The organism is Hongsoonwoonella zoysiae (assembly GCF_013266695.1).
GTDB lineage: Bacteria > Pseudomonadota > Alphaproteobacteria > Rhizobiales > Stappiaceae > Hongsoonwoonella > Hongsoonwoonella zoysiae.
This window is the reverse complement of the sequence record NZ_JABRXF010000001.1, coordinates 1,886,197-1,907,240: the sequence shown is the minus strand read 5'-3', so window position 1 is coordinate 1,907,240 and position 21,044 is coordinate 1,886,197. Positions and strand designations below refer to the sequence as shown.

The 21,044-nt window shown below is 59.3% G+C and carries 21 protein-coding genes and 1 other annotated feature; of the genes, 13 read left to right on the top strand and 8 right to left on the bottom strand.

Annotated features, from left to right (window positions below; genetic code table 11):
• Positions 1 to 9: 9 nt before the first annotated feature.
• Both metF and HPQ64_RS08840 read right to left on the bottom strand, forming a co-directional pair.
• Entirely contained in the window at positions 10 to 924 is a 915-nt protein-coding gene (gene metF, locus HPQ64_RS08845) for a methylenetetrahydrofolate reductase [NAD(P)H] (RefSeq protein WP_172887984.1), read from the bottom strand.
• A gap of 1 nt (position 925) precedes the next feature.
• Positions 926 to 1,936, bottom strand: coding sequence for an ArsR/SmtB family transcription factor (locus HPQ64_RS08840; RefSeq protein ID WP_172887983.1), 1,011 nt, complete (start codon positions 1,934 to 1,936; stop codon positions 926 to 928).
• A gap of 228 nt (positions 1,937 to 2,164) precedes the next feature.
• Here HPQ64_RS08840 and HPQ64_RS08835 point away from each other — a divergent pair, with 228 nt between their 5' ends.
• From HPQ64_RS08835 to HPQ64_RS08825, 3 genes are read left to right on the top strand one after another with little or no spacing between them, the layout of a single operon-like run.
• Complete coding sequence (locus HPQ64_RS08835; protein ID WP_172887982.1) at positions 2,165 to 2,545, top strand: ArsR/SmtB family transcription factor; 381 nt, start codon at positions 2,165 to 2,167, stop codon at positions 2,543 to 2,545.
• The gene (locus HPQ64_RS08830) at positions 2,535 to 2,984 is read left to right on the top strand and encodes an SRPBCC family protein (protein ID WP_172887981.1); all 450 of its coding nucleotides are present in this window, start codon (positions 2,535 to 2,537) and stop codon (positions 2,982 to 2,984) included. The genes HPQ64_RS08835 and HPQ64_RS08830 overlap by 11 nt, the downstream gene beginning before the upstream one ends.
• A gap of 54 nt (positions 2,985 to 3,038) precedes the next feature.
• Positions 3,039 to 3,683 (top strand): glutathione S-transferase family protein, encoded by a 645-nt coding sequence (locus tag HPQ64_RS08825; protein ID WP_172887980.1) that lies wholly within the window; start codon positions 3,039 to 3,041, stop codon positions 3,681 to 3,683.
• A 16-nt stretch (positions 3,684 to 3,699) separates the two neighbouring features.
• Here the strand turns inward: HPQ64_RS08825 and HPQ64_RS08820 are convergent, their stop codons facing one another.
• Both HPQ64_RS08820 and HPQ64_RS08815 read right to left on the bottom strand, forming a co-directional pair.
• Positions 3,700 to 6,003, bottom strand: a complete 2,304-nt coding sequence (locus HPQ64_RS08820; protein WP_172887979.1) for a mechanosensitive ion channel family protein — start codon at positions 6,001 to 6,003, stop codon at positions 3,700 to 3,702.
• A gap of 251 nt (positions 6,004 to 6,254) precedes the next feature.
• Positions 6,255 to 7,340 (bottom strand): DUF2336 domain-containing protein, encoded by a 1,086-nt coding sequence (locus HPQ64_RS08815; RefSeq protein ID WP_172887978.1) that lies wholly within the window; start codon positions 7,338 to 7,340, stop codon positions 6,255 to 6,257.
• 541 nt (positions 7,341 to 7,881) lie between these two features.
• Between HPQ64_RS08815 and HPQ64_RS08810 the strand changes: the two genes are divergently transcribed.
• The 4 genes from HPQ64_RS08810 to HPQ64_RS08795 all read left to right on the top strand — a co-directional run bounded on the left by HPQ64_RS08810 (position 7,882) and on the right by HPQ64_RS08795 (position 10,622).
• Complete coding sequence (locus tag HPQ64_RS08810) at positions 7,882 to 8,772, top strand: hydrogen peroxide-inducible genes activator (protein ID WP_172887977.1); 891 nt, start codon at positions 7,882 to 7,884, stop codon at positions 8,770 to 8,772.
• Between the two features lie 427 nt (positions 8,773 to 9,199).
• The gene (locus HPQ64_RS08805; RefSeq protein WP_172887976.1) at positions 9,200 to 9,853 is read left to right on the top strand and encodes a helix-turn-helix transcriptional regulator; all 654 of its coding nucleotides are present in this window, start codon (positions 9,200 to 9,202) and stop codon (positions 9,851 to 9,853) included.
• A gap of 57 nt (positions 9,854 to 9,910) precedes the next feature.
• On the top strand, positions 9,911 to 10,243 hold the full coding sequence (locus tag HPQ64_RS08800; RefSeq protein ID WP_172887975.1) for a DUF2293 domain-containing protein: 333 nt from the start codon (positions 9,911 to 9,913) through the stop codon (positions 10,241 to 10,243).
• Positions 10,244 to 10,397: 154 nt separating this feature from the next.
• On the top strand, positions 10,398 to 10,622 hold the full coding sequence (locus HPQ64_RS08795) for a tautomerase family protein (RefSeq protein ID WP_172887974.1): 225 nt from the start codon (positions 10,398 to 10,400) through the stop codon (positions 10,620 to 10,622).
• A 60-nt stretch (positions 10,623 to 10,682) separates the two neighbouring features.
• Here the strand turns inward: HPQ64_RS08795 and ettA are convergent, their stop codons facing one another.
• Positions 10,683 to 12,338 (bottom strand): energy-dependent translational throttle protein EttA, encoded by a 1,656-nt coding sequence (gene ettA, locus HPQ64_RS08790; RefSeq protein WP_172887973.1) that lies wholly within the window; start codon positions 12,336 to 12,338, stop codon positions 10,683 to 10,685.
• A 212-nt stretch (positions 12,339 to 12,550) separates the two neighbouring features.
• On the opposite strand from ettA, the gene HPQ64_RS08785 reads away from it, so the two are divergent.
• Both HPQ64_RS08785 and HPQ64_RS08780 read left to right on the top strand, forming a co-directional pair.
• Positions 12,551 to 12,808, top strand: coding sequence for a hypothetical protein (locus tag HPQ64_RS08785; RefSeq protein ID WP_172887972.1), 258 nt, complete (start codon positions 12,551 to 12,553; stop codon positions 12,806 to 12,808).
• Between the two features lie 326 nt (positions 12,809 to 13,134).
• A complete protein-coding gene (locus HPQ64_RS08780; RefSeq protein ID WP_172887971.1) occupies positions 13,135 to 13,353 on the top strand; it encodes a hypothetical protein in 219 nt (72 codons plus the stop codon).
• Positions 13,354 to 13,406: 53 nt separating this feature from the next.
• Here the strand turns inward: HPQ64_RS08780 and HPQ64_RS08775 are convergent, their stop codons facing one another.
• Positions 13,407 to 14,327 carry a fatty acid desaturase gene (locus HPQ64_RS08775; protein WP_172887970.1) on the bottom strand — a complete coding sequence of 307 codons (921 nt, stop codon included), beginning with the start codon at positions 14,325 to 14,327 and terminating at the stop codon, positions 13,407 to 13,409.
• A gap of 159 nt (positions 14,328 to 14,486) precedes the next feature.
• On the opposite strand from HPQ64_RS08775, the gene HPQ64_RS08770 reads away from it, so the two are divergent.
• The 3 genes from HPQ64_RS08770 to HPQ64_RS08760 all read left to right on the top strand — a co-directional run bounded on the left by HPQ64_RS08770 (position 14,487) and on the right by HPQ64_RS08760 (position 18,003).
• Positions 14,487 to 15,341 (top strand): helix-turn-helix domain-containing protein, encoded by an 855-nt coding sequence (locus HPQ64_RS08770; RefSeq protein ID WP_172887969.1) that lies wholly within the window; start codon positions 14,487 to 14,489, stop codon positions 15,339 to 15,341.
• 175 nt (positions 15,342 to 15,516) lie between these two features.
• Positions 15,517 to 15,572: a sequence feature (sul1 is cis-regulatory element that is thought to sense ions involved in sulfur or methionine metabolism; They are found in Alphaproteobacteria), on the top strand.
• Between the two features lie 74 nt (positions 15,573 to 15,646).
• Positions 15,647 to 17,131, top strand: a complete 1,485-nt coding sequence (locus HPQ64_RS08765; protein WP_172887968.1) for a SulP family inorganic anion transporter — start codon at positions 15,647 to 15,649, stop codon at positions 17,129 to 17,131.
• On the top strand, positions 17,131 to 18,003 hold the full coding sequence (locus HPQ64_RS08760) for a universal stress protein (RefSeq protein WP_172887967.1): 873 nt from the start codon (positions 17,131 to 17,133) through the stop codon (positions 18,001 to 18,003). Before HPQ64_RS08765 ends, HPQ64_RS08760 begins: the two co-directional genes overlap by 1 nt.
• A gap of 12 nt (positions 18,004 to 18,015) precedes the next feature.
• Here the strand turns inward: HPQ64_RS08760 and HPQ64_RS08755 are convergent, their stop codons facing one another.
• On the bottom strand, positions 18,016 to 18,591 hold the full coding sequence (locus tag HPQ64_RS08755; protein ID WP_172887966.1) for a glutathione peroxidase: 576 nt from the start codon (positions 18,589 to 18,591) through the stop codon (positions 18,016 to 18,018).
• A 431-nt stretch (positions 18,592 to 19,022) separates the two neighbouring features.
• Between HPQ64_RS08755 and HPQ64_RS08750 the strand changes: the two genes are divergently transcribed.
• On the top strand, positions 19,023 to 19,853 hold the full coding sequence (locus HPQ64_RS08750) for a hypothetical protein (RefSeq protein ID WP_172887965.1): 831 nt from the start codon (positions 19,023 to 19,025) through the stop codon (positions 19,851 to 19,853).
• An 89-nt stretch (positions 19,854 to 19,942) separates the two neighbouring features.
• Here the strand turns inward: HPQ64_RS08750 and HPQ64_RS08745 are convergent, their stop codons facing one another.
• Positions 19,943 to 21,034: a cyclase family protein gene (locus HPQ64_RS08745; RefSeq protein ID WP_172887964.1), complete on the bottom strand. Its 1,092-nt coding sequence runs from the start codon at positions 21,032 to 21,034 to the stop codon at positions 19,943 to 19,945.
• Positions 21,035 to 21,044: the final 10 nt, after the last annotated feature.

The following is a 21,044-nucleotide window of genomic DNA, read 5'->3' as shown; positions in this document are numbered from 1 at the left end:
TTCTTCTCTTCAGGCAGCTTGTTTTTCGGGTGTAACGGGGCGCACGCCAAGCATGTGGCAGATCGCGAACGTCAGTTCCGCCCGATTCATCGTATAGAAGTGGAACTCGTTGACGCCACGGTCGACGAGGTCGAGCACCTGCTCGCCGACAACCGCGGAGGAAACCAGCTTGCGGGTCTCGGGATCCTTTTCCAGGCCCTTGAAACGGCGGGTCAGCCAGTCGGGGATCGACGCTCCGCATTTGGCGGAGAAAACCATCGTCTGCTCGAAATTGGTGATCGGCAGAATGCCCGGCACCACCGGCACGTTGATGCCGGCGGCACGCACGCGGTTCAGGAATTCCTCGAACTGGTCGTTGTCGAAGAAATATTGGGTGATGACGCGCGTCGCGCCCGCGTCCACCTTGCGTTTCAGATTGTCGATCTCGAAGTCCCAACTCGGGCTTTCCGGGTGGCGCTCCGGATAGGCGGCAACGGAAATCTCAAAGTCGCCGATCTTGCGGATGCCCTCCACGAGGTCGGAGGCATAGGCATAACCGTCCTCGCGCGGCTTGTAGATCGCCCCGATACCTTCCAGCGGATCGCCGCGCAGGGCGACGATATGCTTCACGCCAAGCTCGCGGTAGTCGCGCACGACCGCGTCGATTTCTTCGCGAGACGCGCCGACGCATGTCAGATGCGCGGCCGGATGGAGGCCGGTTTCATTGACAAGGCGCGCAACGGTGCGATGGGTGCGCTCGCGCGTCGATCCACCAGCGCCATAGGTCACGGAGACGAAATTCGGGGCTAGTGGCTCGAGCCGGTCGACAGCCGACCAAAGCGACGCTTCCATCTTGTCGTTCTTCGGCGGAAAAAATTCGAAGGAAACGGATACGTCACTTTTCTCGCCAAGCTGAAAGCGGCGGATCGAATGGTTGAGCGTCATATTATGCGACCTCCCGGGTCGTATTTTTCTGTGGCAAATCGGTGATGATGCGCGGATCGCGAGCAAGCCAGACGCTCACCGTCAGCATTCCCTCGTTGTGATCCTCGGCGGTGAGATCACGGACCTCGACCACATCTAGGCCGGCCTCCTCCAGCCAGCGCGTCATCTGCTCATGAGCAAAGCCGAGGCGCCGGTGGGCATGCGCCTCGCGCAGGAACTCGAAATCATGCGGAGCGAAATCGACGATCAGAAGCCGCCCGCCCGGGCGCAGGGCCCTTGCCGCCTCGCCAATTGCGCGGCCCGGATCGTCCAGGAAGTGCAGCACCTGGTGAATGCACACAACGTCGTAACTTTCGCGCGGCACGGTGAGGGCGTAGACGTCACCATGGCGCACCTGCGCCTCGCCGATCCCGGCTTCGGCAAGGTTCGCACGTGCGACCGCGAGCATATCGTGGCTGGCGTCGACACCAAGCGCCCTTGCGTATTGATTGCGAAAAACCTCCAGAAGCCTGCCCGTTCCGGTACCAAGATCGAGCAGGGCGTCGAAAGGCTTCTCACCCAGCATTTCCTTAAGCGCATCTTCCACGGCCTCTTCCGGCACATGCATGGAACGCTCCTGATCCCAGGTCTTGGCGCGGTCGGCGAAATAACGGGCCGCCTCCTCCGCCTTGGCCTTGCGGATCGCGTCAAGGCGCATCCGGTCGGCCGTAAGGATAGGTTCTTCCCCGTCGAGACGATTTAGAAGGTCGCGGGCGAAGGCGCCCATCGCCCCGTCGCCAAGCCTGTAGAAGACCCAGGAGCCTTCCGGAAAGCGCTGCACGAGGCCGGCTTCCGTCAGAAGCTTAAGATGGCGCGAAATGCGCGGTTGGCTCTGGCCGAGGATCGCCGTGGCGTCCTTCACGGTAAGCTCGCTTTCGGCAAGCAGCGCGATGAGCCTGAGCCTGGTGGGCTCCCCCACGGTCTTGAGGCCGGAAAGCAGTTGTTCGAGGCCGAGAACGGTTTCATCTGTCATGGCGGGCCGCAATATGAAAGCTGGATATAAAGATATCTTTATACGTACATAGCCTGATTTGCAAGGGGCCTGACGCTAACCGGGCAAGCCCGACCCCTCTCGCCACCACAAAGGAGGAAGCCTCGGCCGTGCGCTACGAGGCGCCGATATCGACGGCGGCGATTTCGGCTTGTTATTCATTAACTGATGTGTTAATTAACACTTTCGCTAAATGATTTGGGGCAATACATGCCTGAACCGCAAATTTCCCTGCCGGACGTATTCGGCGCACTTGGTGATCCGATACGACTTTCGATCGTCGAACGGCTGATGAAGGAGGGCGAAGTTTCCGCCGGCGATATCGCTGCACCTTTCCCGATTTCCAAGCCTGCCATCTCGCGCCACATCTCCGTTCTCGAGAAGGCCGGCATCATAGAGCGCCGGGTGGATCGTCAATTCCGGTTCCTGCGCGTGCGCGGAGAAACGATGAAGGACCTTGCAAGCTGGATCGAACGCTATCGCCGCTTCTGGGAAACCTCTTTCGACCGCCTCGAGAAGCTTTTTCCAGGCGCGGAAAATGACGACGCAGAACAAGGCAAATCGAAGATGGAGGACGACCATGACCACTGACACGACAGAGGCACGAACACTGACGCTCTCCCGCACGCTCAATACCGGCCGGGAATCGGCGTTCGATGCGTGGGTCAATCCTGAAACGCTCGTCAAGTGGTGGGGCCCGGAAGGCTTCACGACCCCCGAACTGGACATGGACGTGCGCGAGGGAGGAGCCTGGTCCACGGTCATGCTGTCGCCGGAAGGTAGCCGCCATCACGTGAGCGGCGTCTACAAAACCATCGACCGGCCGAACCGGCTCGTTTTCACCTGGAGCTGGACGCAGGACGACGGATCGAAAGGGCACGAAACGGAAATCGAGGTCACCTTCACCGCGAAAGGCGACAAGACGCTGATGACGCTGGTGCAGAAGGTTTTCAAGGAAGTCGAGCACCGCGACAACCACCAAAAGGGCTGGACGTCTTCGCTCGACAGGCTGGAGCGCATGTTCGCCTGAGTTTAATTTGTCAACGTCGCGGCGACCGCCGTGTCGGCCTGAAGGAATTCGATCATGACGGAACTGGAAATCATCGGCTTGCCGATTTCGACATACGTGCGAGCAGTGCGTATCGCAGCCCAGGAAAAAGGCGTGGCCTACACGCTTCATCCCGCCTCGCCCCACAGCGAACCGGTGAACCGCATATCGCCGGCAGGCCGCATCCCCGTCATGCGGCACGGCGGTGTGGAACTGGCGGAATCGCGTGCAATCGCCGGATATATCGATGCCGTTTTCGACGGGCCCGATCTTTTTCCGCGCGATCCTGTCGAAGCCGCGAAGGCCGAACAGTGGATCTCGCTGACGAATACGGTTTTCGACCCGCTTTTCATCCGCCGCTTTCTCTTCGCCTATATTTTCCCGAAGGGGGAAAACGGCGAACCGGACCGTGCGGTGATCGATAAAGCGGCCGAGGAAATGCGCCCCTATTTCAAGGCGATTGACGCCGCGCTGGCGGAAACGGGCTATTTCGCCGGGAAAGCCCCGAGCTTCGCCGACTGGAACCTCTTCACCATGATGCACTACCTGCGGCAAATGCCGGAATCGGGAGAAATGCTGAACGCATCGCCCAATCTGCTTGCGCTGCATGACCGTCTCGCCGCGCGGGAAAGCGCGGAGGCTACCCTTCCCCCGCCGCCGCAAGAGGCCGCAAGCGCCTGAGCGCGCAAAGTTCCACCTAACGGGTATCGGCGGACCCGGGAGATTTCTCCCGCGCCGCCTGCTCTTCGACGATAGGTAGCACCGCTGCGCCAATGGCTTTCTTTTCCGCCTCGCTCAGGGCCTTTTCGTCGCCGCCCTGCTCTTCATTCTCATCCACGTCTTCATGGGCGACGCGAACCGTGACCTCGCGGTGAGCGAACTTGATGCCTTCCCGCGCGCAAAGATCGCGAATACCCGCATAAACCACCTTGCGAAGCTCGAACTGATCGCCGGGGCGCGTCATGAACTTGACACGCACGATCATGGCGGAATCCTCCAGCGCCGTAACGCCTTGCGACTTCACGGGCTGAAGGAACTTCGGTCCGTATTCGGGATGCTGCAGCAGTTCCTGGCCGAATTTCTTGATGAGCTTGCGCATCTTTTCCACGTCCGTGTCATAGGTAACGCGGAAGGCAAGTTTCATGATCGCCCAGTCGCGCGAATAGTTGGTCACGAACTGGATTTCGCCGAAGGGTACGGTGTTGAGCGGCCCGCGGTGATGCCTGAGCTGCATGGAGCGGATGGAGATTTTCTCGACAGTGCCTTTCACCGTGCCGATATCGATGTATTCGCCCTTTCGGAATGCGTCGTCGATCAGGAAGAAAGCGCCGGAAAAGATATCGCGGATCAGCGTCTGCGCGCCGAAGCCGACCGCAAGACCGACCACGCCAGCGCCGGCGAAGAGCGGGGCGATGTTCACGCCCAGTTCCGAAAGCGCGATCATGCCGACGATGACGACGATGGTGATCAGCAGGAAATTGCGGAAGATGGGAAGCAGCGTTGCAAGCCGGCTTTCGCCCTTGCCGCCAATCTCCACTTCCTCGCCTGTATCTTCCTCTTCTCCCTTTTCGAGCCTTATCCGGTGGTCGACAGCGATCTGGACTGCCTTGTAGGCCAGATAACCGGCAAAGACGACGAGGAGGACATCGAAGAGATTGCTCAGGACGAACCGGTCGTCGGTGATCGGCACGCCCCAGGTGAAGAGCAGATAGGCGAGCGCGGCGGCGAAGGCGAGAATTGCACCCGCATGGTCGAACAAGGCGCGATAGGGCGCGCGTGCGGCTTCGCGCTCGATGGCCTCGGCTTCGGCGTGCGATGCGACGGCGCCGGGATCCGTGTCCTCACCTTCGCTCGTGGCGGCACGCTCAAGGTCTTCGGCGATCACCCGCAGTTCGGCCGCGCTGTCGCGGCGTGGCAGGAACCAGCGCTCGATCGCGAAGACCATCAGGCCGTAGAGTACGAACCCCAGAAGAAGCGCCATGATCGGCGCACCGATAAGCCCGGTCGCCGCCGGCAGGTCGAGAAGTGTCCTGACCGTGGAAGAAAAGAACGCGAAGAGAAAATAGACAACCGTCAAAGGCAGCCACAGTCGCAAGATCAAGCGGCGCCACAACGGCAATTCCCTTTCGTTCCTGCCGAGCACCCGCGATATGGCAGGCGAAAAGATGACGGCGATTACACTAAGCGCAAGGCACGTAAACAACATGGATGCCATCACGAGAGCCTTGTGCGCATTCTCGTCGAGGCCCAGCTTGAACATCCAGACGCAGACCGCGAACACGATATAGGCTATCGATGCGAGGGAAATCAGGCTCCGGTAAAGCCCGCCGGCTTCCCGATCTGTAAAGCCGACGACTCGATATGCCGAATTATCCGGCGAAATGACGCCTCTGAATACGACCCTGAGAAGGAGGACCGTCGCGACCGCGCGAAGCCCCTGGAAACCGGTCACGCGAATGCCGGGATGGCCGACGTCGAAGGCAAGCACGATGAGGATGCCGACGAGCGCGAAGGCAAGCACGCCGCCGAGCATGACGAAAGATTTGGCGAAGAGATAGCCGAGTTGATCGGCCCGGGTTGCGGGCGTAGCGGCAAAATTGCGCAGAAACCTGTGGTCTGCCCATTGTTCGAAAAGCTTCAGGGCGGCAATGCCGGCGACAACCGCACCGACGAGCACCATGAGTGCCGTCCAAAGCCAGCCCGCATCGCCGCCGTCGATTTCAGCCAGCTTGACGTATGAACGTTCCCACGCGCCATCGAGGCCCTGCAGAACATCGGCAGCAGCCGCGCGCGCCCTGAAGGCCTTGGACATGGTTGCTTCCATGGCGTCGGCGGCGGCCTGCCTTTCCGCTGTGCCCAGGGCCGCAGCCGGCTTTCCGGAAGTCGAGAGGGCAGACGTCTCAGTCGCTTGCGCAAACGCGAAGCTTGCAGGCATTGCGATGATGAACGCCACGAGCGCCGCCACCAGCAGAGCGGAACCGCATCTTATATTCCAATCCATTATGCCCTGCCTCCAGCGCCCATCCCGGGCAAACCCCGAATGCCAAGTCAATATACCGCAACGGAAATTATATTTGATGGCGGATTTGCAAGCAGATCAAGCATCGCTACGCCTTGTCCGGACAATGAGCGCCGGGCAATAAAAAAGGCCTCCGCAAGGGAGGCCTGAGTTGGCAAGAGGCATACGATTTGTCAGAGGCTTGAACGAAAAGGGTGTTGAACCCGGTTAGGGCCGTTTGTGGAGAGTCCTGTTCATACGGCGATGCGTCCCTGCCATTGATCGAGCATTCGCCGGGCGGTCGTCGCTTTCATGCTTTCGTAGCGTTCAAGCGCGTCGCGGCGGGCCTCGTTTCCAAGGCGATGACGCCATGGGCCGATTTTCAAGAGCGCTTGGACGGTCATCGGCGAAAATTCGTTCGCCTTGGCAACGATCAGGAACGGATCGGTATCAAGGCGCACCAGCCAGTGCTTGGCCTCTTCCAGCCCGATATCGCAGATGAGGGCGAAAGTCGCTACCGCCTCCGGGAAGCGATCTTCGGCCGAAAACCGGCGAAGCACCGCCTCGCTCAGGCCTTCCCCGCGCGCAAGTGCCGCAACGCGTCCGGTCGCCGTTTCGAAATCGTAGCGTGCGAGCCAATATTCGTTCGACATGCGCTGCGCGGCCAGGCGCGTTGCCTGCGGCAGCCTGCTCACGCCCGCCGTGTCGTCCACTTCGATCAGGCGCGCGCGCACTCTCTCGCTGGCGATTTCCACGAGAGCGAGGATGTTCTGCTCCGCAAGGTCGGTGCGCGAGCCGATGGCAAACTGCAGCTCCTCGTCTTCCCGAGCGGCCTCCATGAGCCTGTTGAGGCCGACTTCCGAGACGGCGGCCCCCTCGTTCTCAGCAACCTTGCGCTTTACCGTGGCGCCGCCTTCCTCGATCAGCACATCGGTGACGATCTCCGACAGCACCTCTCGCGTCGCGATTGCGACTTGATACTCCTCGCCCTTCTCACGGGCGATTTCAACGAGATCGGGATCGCGCAACACGGTTGAATGGCGCAAAATGGATTCCGCGACCTTGAACGTGTCGGAGGCCAGCGTCTTGATCGTCGCCTCAGGCGCACGACGAAGCTTGCAAAGCCTTTCGGCAATGAAGCAACGCGCCTCCTCCTCCACCATGCTGGCAAGACGCGTCAGCACGGAATCGTAAATCTCCATCTGCTCCTCGGAGCAGTTTTCGGAGGTCAGCGAAAAGAGCATGGCGACGTGTCTCGCCAGTTCATTGCCCCGCGACTTGTCGCCGTCTCGCGCAAGCGCCTCAAAATTCACAAGCTCTGTTTCCAGCGCTCTCGACATGGCGTCACCCTTACCAAAAATCGATACAGGTCAATCCATACACCGGGTGGCTTAAATAAATCAGTAATATCCACACGCGAATTTCAATTGAAATACATATATACTTTTATTATAAATTGAATTAAATTGGATATATTATGAAATTAATGGATTAATAATTTAAAATAACGGGAAAAGCACCGTTAAAAAACGCGCTATCGTCAATTAAAATTAGATTTCATAAACAAAATACGGGAATAATCTCAAATATTACTTATCTATACATGGCGCACGAAAGAAACACCACAACATCATGAAATCGCGGCATTGAATGCGGCTTCATAGCGCAGATCGGGCAAGCTTTGCGGAATGCAGGGGCAGCGGAAAAATGCAACGCCCCGATGCGCGGTTGAACTCCAACCCGACGTTCGGCAATCCCGCTCCGCGCCCTTCGTCTCACATCTCATTGCCGTTTCAGGTGCCATTTACATCAATTCTATGGGCCCAGACCCTGGTTCAAATGTCGTTGCATAGACAATGCGATAAGATTATCTGATCATCCATGCTGACTTTCAAACAACTCCGGTATTTCGACGCCCTGGCACGGCACATGCACTTCGGCCGGGCGGCGGAAGACGTCGCGATTTCCCAACCTGCGCTTTCCATGCAGATCAAGGAACTTGAGACCGATCTCGGCATACAACTCGTGGAACGGACCGCACACTCGACGCGCCTCACCCGCGAAGGCAGCGAGGTTGCCCGGCGCGCAGCAGCCATCCTTTCCGAAATCCGGGATCTGGAGGATTATGGCCGCCATGCGGCACGTGTCCTTGGCGGGCCGTTGCGCCTTGGCATCATCCCCTCGATCGCGCCCTATCTGCTGCCGCGCATTCTGCCGGGCCTGATGCAGGACTATCCGGACCTTGACCTCAGGGTCCGGGAAACCATGACCGAAACGCTTGTCAGAGAACTTCGCCATGGCGAGCTTGACGTTATCCTGATCGCCCTGCCTGTCGACGAAAAGGAGTTCGAATGTGAAAGCCTCTTCGCCGACCGCTTCCTGCTCGCGGTGCATGCCGAACCCGGACTGGACGAGCGCATCCGGGTCGATGCCGCTTCGGTTGAGTCCCGAAACCTGCTTTTGCTCGAGGAAGGCCACTGCCTGCGCGACCAGGCGCTGAATTACTGCCGCGGGCTCAAGCCTTCAGGTGAATCAACCTTCGGTGCCACAAGCCTTTCGACCGTAATGCAAATGGTCGCTGCCGGATACGGCGTCACGCTGTTGCCGGAACTATGCGCCTCCGTCGAGGTGCGCGACGAGCGAGTTGCGCTGCTTCGCTTCAAAGACCCGCAGCCGGAACGCACGGTTGGTCTGGTCTGGCGAAAATCATCGCCGCGAAAGCACGATTTCGCGGCACTCGGAGATAGCATCCGCAAGTCCGGAACGCCTTAGACGAAACAGCCTGCCGAGATGGTCATTCGTAGGTTCAACGCGGATGCGCAAGCACCTGGTCGCAGGACAGTCTCTACGTTGGGGCGTCATTTCCGACGTAATCCGCAACGCTCGAAAAACATCAAAACCAGGCTCGGCAGATTTGCGCCAATGTAACAAAAAGTAATACGTTTTTATTTTCGCCTCTTTCCCCTTCATAAATTCAAATATTTTATTTGAAAAATTAAATATCTCAATCAAAGCTGCACAATATACTGAATAAATAATCAATTTCTTTTGCATTTTGACCAAATAACGCTAGATTTAAAGGTGTTGGAGAGCTACCGGCTTCACTACCCATTCAATGCGCGTCTGGCTTCCGGAAACGACGGACGCGGATGCAGGGCCCCGATCTTAAAATGAGCAGCTCGCTGAAAAAGGTGTCCCCATGACCGGCACCAAGGAAGCGCCCTTCGCGGAAAAGCGGCGCGAAAGCGTGAAGACGACAGACACCGGCTTCGACGGCCAACTTGGTGAGACCAACGATCATGCACCTTTGCTCGAACTGAACGATCGGTACGAACGCGCCGCATTCGTCGTCGATAGCGAAGCCCGCCTGATCGAGGCCAACGAACATGCCGGCCGGCTGCTCGAATGCGGGGCGGACGTGCGTTTGCGCGGCAGCTTCATCGAGTTCGCCGAAAAGAACCGGCAGCACAGCTTCTCAGATACGCTGACAGAGCTTCACGACAGATCGACCGGCTCCCGCAGGGAGTTCATCATAGAACGGCCCAGCACGGGGCGCCGGCCCATTCACGTGGAAATACAGAAAATCTCCGGCGTAGACCATTTCCTCATTATCGCCGTCGACCTGAACGACACGTCGATCGGGCCGATGGCGAGGCTTCGGCAGGTATTCGATCTGACAAGCCGGGAGGCCGACATCGCGCGCCTCATGGCTACACCGCTGACGGAAGCCGAAATCGCCCTGTCGCTGGGCATCTCCACCAATACGCTGCGCTCCCACCGCAAGACGATCTACGCCAAGCTAAATGTCGCAAATCGCGTCGATCTCACGCTCCTGTTGCACCGGCTCGCCTGAAGGGGTTACTCCCTCGCATAACGTTTCCACGGTCTGGAAGTCTTTTGCGAGGGGAACATGAGCGGCGGGACCAGGCGCCAGCGGGAAATTTTCAGGGTGCTCGGCCGTCTCGTTCCGCGCGTGCCTTATCTCGATGCGCAGGCGATTTTGGAAATGGCTCAATCGCGCCACCTGCGGCACCTGCCGCCATCGATCGCCATCTGGCAGGCCACGACGGCAAGAGTGCGTCACGCCCACACCGAATACGACGCCTTGCTGGAAGAAGGCTACGACCGGGACGCCGCCCGGTTTTTCGTGATCGACCATATGAACTTCGTGCTGACGGAATGGGGCTGCGGACGGCATATCGACCCGGACGACACCGATTCCGGCGTCATCGGAAATGACTGAAACAGACACTTTTTTCGAGCGGCCGGTTACCATACCGAAACCGGAAAATCACGCTATCGGCCGCGTGCCGCTTCAAACTTGACGCAAGCCTTTCTAGCTTCCTTGCGAAACCATCGGCGCCAGCGCCGACCGCAACTCGCAACGGAGAGCACTCATGCCCTATGTGAATATCAAGGTCACACGTGAAGGGGTTACCGCAGAACAAAAAAAGGCGCTGATCAAGGGCGCGACGGAACTTCTTGTGAACGTCCTCAACAAGAACCCGGCTACGACGGTCGTCGTCATCGACGAGGTTGAAATGGACAACTGGGGCGTTGGCGGGTTGCCAACCGCCGAATACCGCAAGAAACTCGCCGAGCAGGCAAGCGGCGGCAAATAGAATCCGGCACAAAGTCCGCAAGTCAAAACGGCGGGCCCTGGCCCGCCGTCATTTTCACCGTTACCGCGTCAGCGGCTTGTACTTGATCCGCTTCGGGTTCGCGGCATCGGGGCCGAGGCGGCGGATCTTGTCGGCCTCGTAGTCCTCGAAGTTGCCCTCGAACCACTCCACGTGGCTGTCGCCCTCGAACGAAAGGATATGCGTCGCCAGCCTGTCGAGGAACATGCGGTCGTGGCTGATGACCACGCAGCAGCCGGCGAAATCCTCCAAGGCTTCCTCGAGTGCCGCCAGCGTCTCGGTGTCGAGATCGTTGGTCGGTTCGTCAAGCAGCAGGACGTTCGCACCCGACTTCAGGACTTTGGCGAGGTGAACGCGGTTACGCTGGCCGCCGGAAAGCGAGCCCACCTTCTGCTGCTGGTCGCCGCCCTTGAAATTGAAGGACGAGCAATAGGCGCGCGAGTTGACCTCCTTCTTGCCGAGGTAGATCACCTCGTTGCCTTCGGATATTTCTTCCCAGACCGTCTTGTTCGGATCAAGCTTGTCGCGCGACTGGTCGACATAGCCAAGCTTCACGCTTTCCCCGATCTCGATCGCCCCCTCATCCGGCTGCTCCTGTCCGGTCAGCAGGCGGAAGAGCGTCGTCTTGCCCGCTCCGTTCGGCCCGATCACACCGACGATGCCGCCGGGAGGCAGCTTGAAGGTGAGATCGTCGAACAGGAGTTTGTCGCCGTAGGCCTTGGTGACGTTTTCGACGTCGATGACGTTCTGGCCGAGGCGTGGACCTGCCGGAATGACGATCTGCGCGTTCGACGACTGCAGCCGCTCCTCGTTCTTCTTCAACAGCTCGTCGTAGGCGCGGATACGCGCCTTCGACTTGGTCTGGCGCGCGCGCGGGCTCATGCCCATCCATTCCTTCTCGCGGGCGAGGGCGCGCTGGCGGGCGGCATCCTCGCGCGATTCCTGCTCCATGCGCTTGGACTTGGCTTCCAGATAAGCCGTGTAGTTGCCCTCGTAGGGAATGCCGTTGCCCCGGTCGAGTTCCAGGATCCAGCCCGTGACATTGTCGAGGAAGTAGCGATCGTGGGTGATGATCAGCACCGAGCCCTTGTATTCGCGCAGGTGCTTTTCAAGCCAGTGGACCGTTTCGGCGTCGAGATGGTTGGTCGGCTCGTCGAGAAGCAGAAGGTCCGGCTCGGCGAGCAGAAGCTTGCAAAGCGCGACACGGCGCTTTTCGCCGCCGGAAAGATTGTCGACGCCCCAGTCGCCCGGCGGGCAGCGCAGCGCTTCCATCGCCACTTCCACCTGGGCCTCGAGGTCCCAAAGGTTCTGGCTGTCGATGATGTCCTGGAGCTTTGCGCCCTCCTCCGCGGTTTCGTCGGAGTAGTTCATCATCAGTTCGTTGTAGCGGTCGATAATCGCCTTCTTTTCGGCGACACCTTCCATCACGTTTTCCAGAACCGTCTTGGAACTGTCGAGCTGAGGTTCCTGCGGCAGATAGCCAACCTTGGCTCCCTCGGCGGCCCAGGCCTCGCCCGTGAACTCCTTGTCGAGACCGGCCATGATGCGCAGAAGCGTCGACTTGCCGGCGCCGTTGGGGCCGAGAATGCCGATCTTGGCGTCCGGATAGAACGACAGGTTGATGTTGTTGAGGACCTTCTTGCCCCCGGAGTAGGTCTTCGTCAGACCGTGCATGTGATAGATGAACTGGCGCGCCATTTCGGGACTTGGTGCTCCGTGGATTCCGGATTGCGGGAAACTGGCGGGCAGTCTTAGTCGAAGCCCCCGCGCGTATCAATAGACCACGGAATGTGGGCGGTACCGCCGGAGCCGGAATTTCGTCCGCGGCGACTGCGGCTTTTTACCAATGATTTAAATATTTCCTTTACCTTCTGCCGCGAAACGGGGGGTGCGGCTTGAAGGAGTACGACATGCGTGCAAAGCCAATCCTGAATACGCTCGTCATCTGCGGCCTTGCCCTTGGGCTTGCGGCTTGCGGATCGAGCCGCTTCGAACGCGGCGCCTCGGGCGCGGGAATAGGTGGTCTTGCGGGCGCCGGTATCGCCGTGGCGGCCGGTGGGCCCGTGCTTGCGGGTGCGGCGGTCGGCGCGATCGGCGGCGCGGCAGTCGGCGCGCTGACGAGCGAATGCGATATCGACCTCGGCCCGCAGCGCCCCAACCGCTGCTGATCGCCCTTCTCCGCAGGGCCGGGGCGATTGTCGCCAGACCGCCTAAATCAGCAGCATTTCACTGCGCGAAAAATCGCGTTTCTCCCGTTGGGTAACGCTAGCGTGATCACCAAGTGTTCAACAGCGCCTTCGAATTCGATCGCATAAGGTCATGGGATCGACACGGAGGCGGCCTATGTAAAATAGGCGGCAGCACACCTTGAACATGCCGCGCTGACCGGGCGCGGGATGCTTCAACGTTTTGATACCGATCGGACTTTTGATCCCGAAGTCGTGACGCATGTTTCGGGATCGGTTGATCGAGCGAAGCGACGAGGGGGTTTGTGATGAGCTGGTCTTTGCGGTGGGTCGACCACTGGGCGGGTGACAAGGACGCTCTGTCGAACGAAGCGCCGGGGGTGCAAGCGCCAACGGGGCGGAAAAAGCGGCCTTACGGCATTCTCAATGACTTGGGGGCGGATACGGCGGAGGTGGATTCATCACCTTCCCTCGATCAGGCGCATGACGCTCTGGAACGGATTGCCCGATACCAGCAGCCGGAATGATCCGCATCGAAAGAAACTATCCGGGCCGGCGTTTCGCCGGCCTTTTTCGTGCCTCACACATCACGCCGACGCGTGAAGGGATGCGCCACGGGCTCTTTGGCCTTCAGGAAATGCCGCCGCATGAGCGCGAAATAGGATGGATAGGCATATCCGTCGTTCCCGGTAAGCAGTACTTCGCGATGGCGCTGGTAAAAAGCCGGCAGGCGATACCACGCAAGGCCGGGACGATGATGATGAGCTGCATGCAGATTGTTGAAGAGGAAGAGCCAGGCGAGCGGCCCGCGATCCTCGATGACAACCGTCCGTTCCCCTTCACCTTTCGCGGCCTGATGTTCGGCGAAAGTGCGTATTAGCAGAATTGAAAACCCAAGGTATGTGGCCGCCGCGAACTGCCAGAACGGGATGGCGGACCATCGCGCCATCGACAGTGCCAATGCACCGGCCGAAAGAAGATGTAACCACCAGCACCGACGCACCCGGCGGGCCGGCGCATCCCGTTTCGACACGAGCCGGACATCCGACGAGACGAACCTCAATGTCGAAACGGCAGGACCGATCAGGAGCCTGCCGGCCAGCGTGTTGTTGAAGGAAAGCACGGCCTGCAACGGGCGGGACAGTTCTTTCCATCTCGACCTCGCAAGATACCAGCTTTCCGGATCGTCGAACGGGTCTGTCAGCTCACCCGTGGCGTGGTGGGCAAGATGCGTGTCGCGAAACCTCCCGAAAGGAAATATCCATCCGATCGGAATGAAGACCAAAGCCGCATTTGCGCAAGCGTTGCGCGTCGGATGGCCATGGACGACCTCATGCGTCAGCGACCAGTAGAGCGTGGTGACGAGTCCGGTCGCGACGACCCACAAAGGCGCGGCAAGACCCTGCCCGCTGCCCAGGGTCAGCCAGAACCAGGCCGCGTAGCAGGCCAGGATCAGCGCGACCGTGGGCCACTCGATTTCCTGCGCAAGCTTCCGAATCATCCAGCAACTCCAATCGCTTCTCGATTGAGGTCGCCATAATTACCGCAGCGTCACAATGAGTCAGTGCGCAACCGATCACCAATATTGCTGTGTTTACGCAACAAATGTTGATAAAATAAATAATATTGTTGCGAAACAAGAAACCGGAAATCACGCACGATGGCTCGCCCCGCCCCCGACAAACGCCAGATCGCCGAAAGCTTCCGCTCACGCCTTGTCCAGCTTCTTGAAAGGCAATCGCTCACGCTGTCGGCTTTCGCAAAGCGATGCGGCCTCGATCGATCGGCACTCAGCCAATTCCTGAACAAGGACGGCGCGCGCCTGCCGAGAGCGGAAACTCTGAGCGCCATTGCCATTGCCGAAAGTGTCAGCGTCGACTGGCTTTTGGGCCTGAGCCAGAGCGAAAGCGCGCTAGGCGAAGTGGCCCCACAAATCGGCATCGAGCTTTCGGGAAATGGCGCGCACGAGCCGAAGCTTGCCGAATGGCACCGCGAGGCGATCGGCCACAAGATCCGTTACGTGCCAGCGACGCTGCCCGATCTCCTGCGCACCGAAGCGCTGTTGCGATACGAGTTCGGCGAGGTTCAGCCCGCCCTTCTCGATGCGAAATCGGACCAGACAAAAAGCCAGCTCGACTATTCGCGCCGGCCGGAAACGGACATGGAAGTGGTGATGCCTCGCCAGCGCCTTGAAGATCTCGCGTCGGGAACCGGCATATGGGGCGGCCTCCCGCGCGGGGAACGACAGGCGCAGCTTTTGTATATGGCGGAGCTTCTGGATGAACTTTACCCGACGTTCCGGCTATTTCTCTACGACGGGCGGCAGCATTTTTGCGCGCCCCTCACCATATTCGGGCCGAAGCGAGCGGCCATCTACCTCGGCAGCATGTATCTGGTCACCCATTCGGTGGACCAGATCCGTGCGCTTACGACCCGCTTCGACCATCTGATCCGGGTGTCGGAAGTCGGCGCGGACCGCGTTCATGAGCATATAGCCGCGCTTCAGGTTCGCTGAGAGCGGGACGACCAGCTTTCTTCCGGGCAGACAGGCCCCTGCAGCACGAATTTTCACTGCCAGAACTTTGATTCTGAGCCGAATTCCGATCACGAAAGCGATCTGATTGCACGAGATTTGCGCGCCCCTCATGTTGCGTCGCGGCATAAATCCGTAGTATTCCCCATGCAACTCATCAGGACCCGGTGAAATTCCGGGTGGCTCCTCCGGCCGCTTATCCGCCGGAATCTCCAGGAAACGGCTTGTTTGTGCGCGGGTTGTCCTCCCCGATCCGCGCCATGCCATGTTTTGATCTCGGACGGTCCATGCCCTCAATAGATGCCTATCGCCAGCAGTGGTTCGGCAATATCCGCGCGGATGTGCTCGCCGGTCTCGTCGTCGCGCTCGCCCTCATTCCCGAAGCAATCGCCTTTTCGATCATCGCCGGTGTCGATCCGAAAGTCGGGCTCTACGCCTCCTTCTCCATAGCCGTGATCACGGCAATCGCCGGCGGGCGACCCGGAATGATTTCCGCCGCGACCGCCGCAACCGCCGTACTCATGGTCACGCTGGTCAAGGAGCACGGGCTGCAGTACCTGCTGGCGGCGACCGTGCTCGCCGGGTTCCTACAGATCGGCGCGGGTCTCCTGAAGCTTGGCTATGTGATGCGCTTCGTCTCCCGCTCCGTGATGACCGGCTTCGTCAATGCGCTCGCGATCCTGATCTTCATGGCGCAGCTTCCCGAGCTTATCGGCGTGCCATCTCTTACCTACGTCATGGTCGCGGCGGGCCTTGCGATCATTTATCTTTTTCCGCTCGTCACGAAATCCATCCCCTCTCCGCTCATCTGCATTATCGTGCTGACTACCGTTTCGATAGCACTCGGCCTCAATCTTCGCACCGTCGGAGATATGGGCGAATTGCCCTCGACCCTGCCCGTATTCCTCATTCCGGATATCCCGCTCAACCTCGAGACGCTGATGATCATTCTTCCCTATTCGGCGGCTGTCGCGGCGGTGGGCCTGCTGGAATCGCTGATGACGGCGCAGATCGTCGACGATCTCACGGACACGCCGAGCGACCGGAACCAGGAATGCATTGGCCAGGGCATTGCCAATACGGCGACCGCCTTCATCGGCGGCATGGCCGGCTGCGCGATGATCGGCCAGTCGATGATCAACGTGAAATCAGGCGGGCGCGGGCGCCTTTCCACCTTTTGCGCCGGCATATTCCTGCTTTTCATGATCGTCGTTCTCGGCGAATGGGTGAAGCAGATCCCCATGGCCGCTCTCGTCGCGATCATGATCATGGTTTCCGTGGGGACCTTCAGCTGGTCGTCGATCAAGAACCTCAAGGACCATCCGCGCTCTTCGTCCGTGGTGATGCTGGCAACCGTCATCTGCGTGGTCTTCACGCATAATCTCGCCATCGGCGTGCTCGCGGGCGTGCTCCTTTCCGGCATCTTTTTTGCATGGAAGATCGCGCAGATTTTCCGCGTCACCTCGAAGCTTTCGGAAGACGAAACGGCGCGAACCTATGTCGTGGAGGGGCAGATTTTCTTTGCATCCGCCGATGATTTTGCCGCGAGCTTCGACTTCAAGGAAGCGCTGGAGAAGGTGACGATCGACGTCAGCCGCGCACATATCTGGGATATTTCGAGCGTTGCAGCACTTGACATGATCGTGCTGAAGTTCCGCCGCGAAGGGGCCGAGGTGAATATCGTCGGGCTTAATGAAGCGAGCGAGACGATCGTCGATCAGCTTGCCGTTCACGACAAGCCGGGCGAACTCGAAAAGCTGATGGGGCACTGATGACCACCGAAAACACCGAAAAACGGCTGATCGCCCTCGTCGACGGCTCCATCTACTCCAAAAGCGTATGCGACCACGCCGCTTGGATTGCCGGACGCACCTCCGCCGCCGTCGACCTTTTACATGTCATCGGCCGGCGGGAAACGGCGAGCGCGCCGACGAACCTGAGCGGTAATATTACGCTAGGAGCACGCACGGCCCTTCTGGAGGAGTTGAGCGCGCTGGACGAGCAGAAGGCCAAGCTTGCCCAGAAGCGCGGCCGCGCGATCCTGGAAGACGCCAAGGAAATCGTCGAGGCCGACGGGATAAGCGATGTATCCACAAAGCTGAGGATCGGCGACATCGTCGAGACGGTCGGCGAATTCGAGAAGAACGCGGAAATGGTGGTGATCGGCAAGCGCGGTGAAGCCGCCGATTTCGCCAAGCTCCACCTTGGCTCCAATCTGGAACGGATCGTGCGTGCGGCGAAAAAGCCCGTTTTCGTCGCATCGCGCGCCTTCAAGCCGGTCGAACGTTTCCTGATCGCTTTCGACGGCGGCACCAGCAGCATGAAGGCGGTGGACCATGTTTCGCGCAGCCCGCTGTTCGCAGGTCTTGAATGCAGGCTTCTCATGGTCGGCGCGGAAACGGCGGACACGCGCAAGAAACTCGACGACGCCCGCTCCGTTCTGGAGGCTGGCAGTTACGAAGTGCGCTCCGGCATCGTGCAGGGAACGCCGGAAGCCGCGATTGCGGCAACGGTCGAATCCGACGATATCGGCATTCTGGTGATGGGCGCCTACGGCCATTCGCGTATGCGCAGCCTCATCATCGGATCCACGACGACGGAAATGATCCGCTCGTGCAAGGTCCCAGTGATGCTGTTCAGGTAGGAGACAGCCGCGTCATGAGCCGGATTTACCCGCCCCGACCTTCGAAAGCTGCGCTTCGATCGCCTGTGTCACGCGCTTCGACGACGGGCTGACGGCGGTCGGGAACCAGGCAACGAGGTGGCCGTCGGGGCCGACTAGATACTTGTGAAAATTCCAGCGGGGCGCGGCTTTCGCGCCGAGCGCAGCGCGCGCCCAGACGTAAAACGGATGGGCGCCATCACCTTTCACGACTTCCTTTTCCGTCAAGGGAAAGTCGATCGAAAAATTGACCTCGCAGAACTGCTTGATTTCCGCTTCGCTTCCCGGCTCCTGGCTGCCGAAATCGTTGGACGGAACGCCGAGAACGACGAGGCCGCGGTCGCGATATTTTTCCCAAACGGCCTGAAGATCGGAATATTGATGGGTGAAACCGCAGAAACTTGCGGTGTTGACCACCAGAACAGCCTTGCCCGCATAATCGGACATCGGCAGTTCATGGCCCTCGATGGCGGTGAAGGTGAAGTCATGCGCGGACTGGCCGGTTTCCGCCGCATTGACGGCCGAAGCGCCGAAAAACAGAGAGAAAACCATAAGAACCCGTATCAGCATCCCGCAATTTCCCTATTGATCATCCCCCGTCTACGTCATCCGACGCGCTGCGGATCGCACGAAAACTATATCAGGAACCGGCGGCGAAAAGGGTCACTTTCGTGGCAATCCGGGGCAAAGAGAATTCCGGAAGCGGCAATTCGAACGCCTTTTAATTCCTAAAGCGTCAGCACCAGGTTAGCCATTCAAAAAACGGGTGCACTCCACGGGTTATCCCGTCGAAACGATTATCGGGAGTTATCCCCGTCGATGTTTGCATCGAAAAGACCCCCTTCCTCTTCGTGGATTTTATGGACGCTCACACGCATGAGATTGCGGACCGAGGCCAAGGGCATCCTGCATGCCATCCGCAATGGACGTATTGATAGATATTTTTTGATATTTACTGTAATGTATTTCTGGAGGCTTGGCGCGCAAAGGGAAGAATTAATATGAATAACTTGAGAAAAATACTCGTTGAAATCACGCTTTTTTCAAAAAAAATTATAAATCTTAATTTTACAAGATCTATATGGATTATTTCAGCCTTGGTATCTGCGTTATGTATTTCCACCTTATCGGGCGCGTTCGCGGCTGAAATACCTCAGAACGCACATACCAAAGATTATGGACAAGGTTGGGAGTGCAATGATGGATACATCGAGTACAACGGAATATGCGCTGCGATAACGGCGCCCGAAAACGCTTATCTGACAGGTAACCGCTACGACGGTGGCTGGGAGTGCAATTTCGGCTTTCGGCAGGAGGGCGCGGCCTGCGCGACCATAGATGTTCCGGAAAACGCATTTCTGGAAGATAGCTATCACGGCCCTGGCTGGAAATGCCGCAGGGGTTTTCAGGCTACGAACAGTGGCTGCGTCGCGATCGAAATTCCTGCAAACGCCTACCTGAACACCCGCTCCTACGGCGACGGATGGGACTGCAACAGAGGGTATCGTCCTGTCGGCGACGGGTGCGAACCAATCAAGGTGCCCGAGCACGCATATCTTTCGGATGACAGCTTCGGGTCGGGCTGGACTTGCGAGCGCGGATACCGTGCAGTCGAGGGCAATTGCGAAGCCATATCGGTGCCGCAGAACGGTTATCTTTCGCGGTCGGGTATCGGCCAGGGCTGGGAGTGCGAGCATGGTTATCGCGAGCATCAGGGCACTTGCAGAGAAATTGCCGTACCGGCGAATGCGCATATCGATTTTCTCGGTACCGACTGGAAATGCAATCGGCCATATCACAGGAAGGCCGACACCTGCATACTGACCCCATAGTCCGTTGAGACCCGGCCTTTCTCCCGACAAACGAAACTGCGCCCGGCCGTGAGTGCCTCGGCCGGGCGGCCATGCATGGGCAATACCGATCAGCCGCCCTGCGGCGCACCGATCGCGATCGGACGAACCGGCGAGCCGGACGCACCTTGCGAGCGTATCGGCAGGATGATCGCGCAAGACGTCCACACCTTGTCGGCGGCGATTTCCTTCAACCGCGCGTTCTGGATGTTGTGGATGCCGTTCACCGCAAGGTTCAGATGGTGGATGACGAAGGGAAGCCCCTCCTCCATCCCTTGCGGCGGGGCGGCCTTGCCCTGAAGCTGACCATCGGCGACCGGATCGGTGAACGGGTTGTCGAGGGCGACGAGCACGACGTTGTTTTCCGCCAGCATTTCCGCGCCGTCGCGCGCAAGCCCCGGCCCCATGGTGTAATAGCGTTTTGACGCTTCCGCATCATCCCAGAGCGTGCCCCAGCCGGTATGGATGAAGACGGCGTCGCCCGGCACGATGCCACGCCACGTAAGCCCCTGGGCTTCCAGCATCGCCTCGATATCGGCGGCGGTGACGAGCGTACCCGGCTCCAGCGGCTCGCCGCCGTTCAAATGCGCCGCTGCGTCAAGAAGCACGGCGGAGGTGACGATGGGCTTTGCCTGTTCGATGCCGAGTTGCAATAGGGGGCTGTCCGGCGCGGGCTTCACCTCCGACTGCTTGCGCCCGCCGTAATAGGTCGCGCCATCCGCCGGAAAATCGCCCTCCCCCGTCCAGGGCTCGGCGAGGTAGGCGAAATGGCCGAGCGCATCCATCTGCGTGCCTTGCGCGCCCGGTTCGCCGGACTTCACATCCTCGCCATTGAAGGCATGGCGGGTACCGGGAATGCCGACCGTCGGGCGGTATTCATAGGCAAGCGGCGCGCCAAAGGGCGACATCGGCATGTCGTTGGAGCGGAGGTGGCTGAGTTCGTAAAGCTTCGCTCCCGGCTTCATGAGGTGTGCTGCACAGCGCATCCAGGTTCCGGACCCTTGCGTGTTGCCCATGCCCGCCTGATCGCCATCGGGCCAGGGAGCGGTGGGCGTCAACTCGAGCGAACGCTCAATCAAGCTGCGATCCTCATCGCCCTGCGCAAGCGCCGCACCGGAAGCGATCAACGCCGCAAGGCCCGTGCAAAGTGCCAGTTTCCTCATGTCAATTCCT

Coding starts and splice junctions, on each gene's coding strand:
- metF (WP_172887984.1), bottom strand. CDS start 924: ATGACGCTCAACCATTCGATCCGCCGCTTTCAGCTTGGCGAGAAAAGT.
- HPQ64_RS08840 (WP_172887983.1), bottom strand. CDS start 1,936: ATGACAGATGAAACCGTTCTCGGCCTCGAACAACTGCTTTCCGGCCTC.
- HPQ64_RS08835 (WP_172887982.1), top strand. CDS start 2,165: ATGCCTGAACCGCAAATTTCCCTGCCGGACGTATTCGGCGCACTTGGT.
- HPQ64_RS08830 (WP_172887981.1), top strand. CDS start 2,535: ATGACCACTGACACGACAGAGGCACGAACACTGACGCTCTCCCGCACG.
- HPQ64_RS08825 (WP_172887980.1), top strand. CDS start 3,039: ATGACGGAACTGGAAATCATCGGCTTGCCGATTTCGACATACGTGCGA.
- HPQ64_RS08820 (WP_172887979.1), bottom strand. CDS start 6,003: ATGGATTGGAATATAAGATGCGGTTCCGCTCTGCTGGTGGCGGCGCTC.
- HPQ64_RS08815 (WP_172887978.1), bottom strand. CDS start 7,340: ATGTCGAGAGCGCTGGAAACAGAGCTTGTGAATTTTGAGGCGCTTGCG.
- HPQ64_RS08810 (WP_172887977.1), top strand. CDS start 7,882: ATGCTGACTTTCAAACAACTCCGGTATTTCGACGCCCTGGCACGGCAC.
- HPQ64_RS08805 (WP_172887976.1), top strand. CDS start 9,200: ATGACCGGCACCAAGGAAGCGCCCTTCGCGGAAAAGCGGCGCGAAAGC.
- HPQ64_RS08800 (WP_172887975.1), top strand. CDS start 9,911: ATGAGCGGCGGGACCAGGCGCCAGCGGGAAATTTTCAGGGTGCTCGGC.
- HPQ64_RS08795 (WP_172887974.1), top strand. CDS start 10,398: ATGCCCTATGTGAATATCAAGGTCACACGTGAAGGGGTTACCGCAGAA.
- ettA (WP_172887973.1), bottom strand. CDS start 12,338: ATGGCGCGCCAGTTCATCTATCACATGCACGGTCTGACGAAGACCTAC.
- HPQ64_RS08785 (WP_172887972.1), top strand. CDS start 12,551: ATGCGTGCAAAGCCAATCCTGAATACGCTCGTCATCTGCGGCCTTGCC.
- HPQ64_RS08780 (WP_172887971.1), top strand. CDS start 13,135: ATGAGCTGGTCTTTGCGGTGGGTCGACCACTGGGCGGGTGACAAGGAC.
- HPQ64_RS08775 (WP_172887970.1), bottom strand. CDS start 14,327: ATGATTCGGAAGCTTGCGCAGGAAATCGAGTGGCCCACGGTCGCGCTG.
- HPQ64_RS08770 (WP_172887969.1), top strand. CDS start 14,487: ATGGCTCGCCCCGCCCCCGACAAACGCCAGATCGCCGAAAGCTTCCGC.
- HPQ64_RS08765 (WP_172887968.1), top strand. CDS start 15,647: ATGCCCTCAATAGATGCCTATCGCCAGCAGTGGTTCGGCAATATCCGC.
- HPQ64_RS08760 (WP_172887967.1), top strand. CDS start 17,131: ATGACCACCGAAAACACCGAAAAACGGCTGATCGCCCTCGTCGACGGC.
- HPQ64_RS08755 (WP_172887966.1), bottom strand. CDS start 18,591: ATGCTGATACGGGTTCTTATGGTTTTCTCTCTGTTTTTCGGCGCTTCG.
- HPQ64_RS08750 (WP_172887965.1), top strand. CDS start 19,023: ATGAATAACTTGAGAAAAATACTCGTTGAAATCACGCTTTTTTCAAAA.
- HPQ64_RS08745 (WP_172887964.1), bottom strand. CDS start 21,034: ATGAGGAAACTGGCACTTTGCACGGGCCTTGCGGCGTTGATCGCTTCC.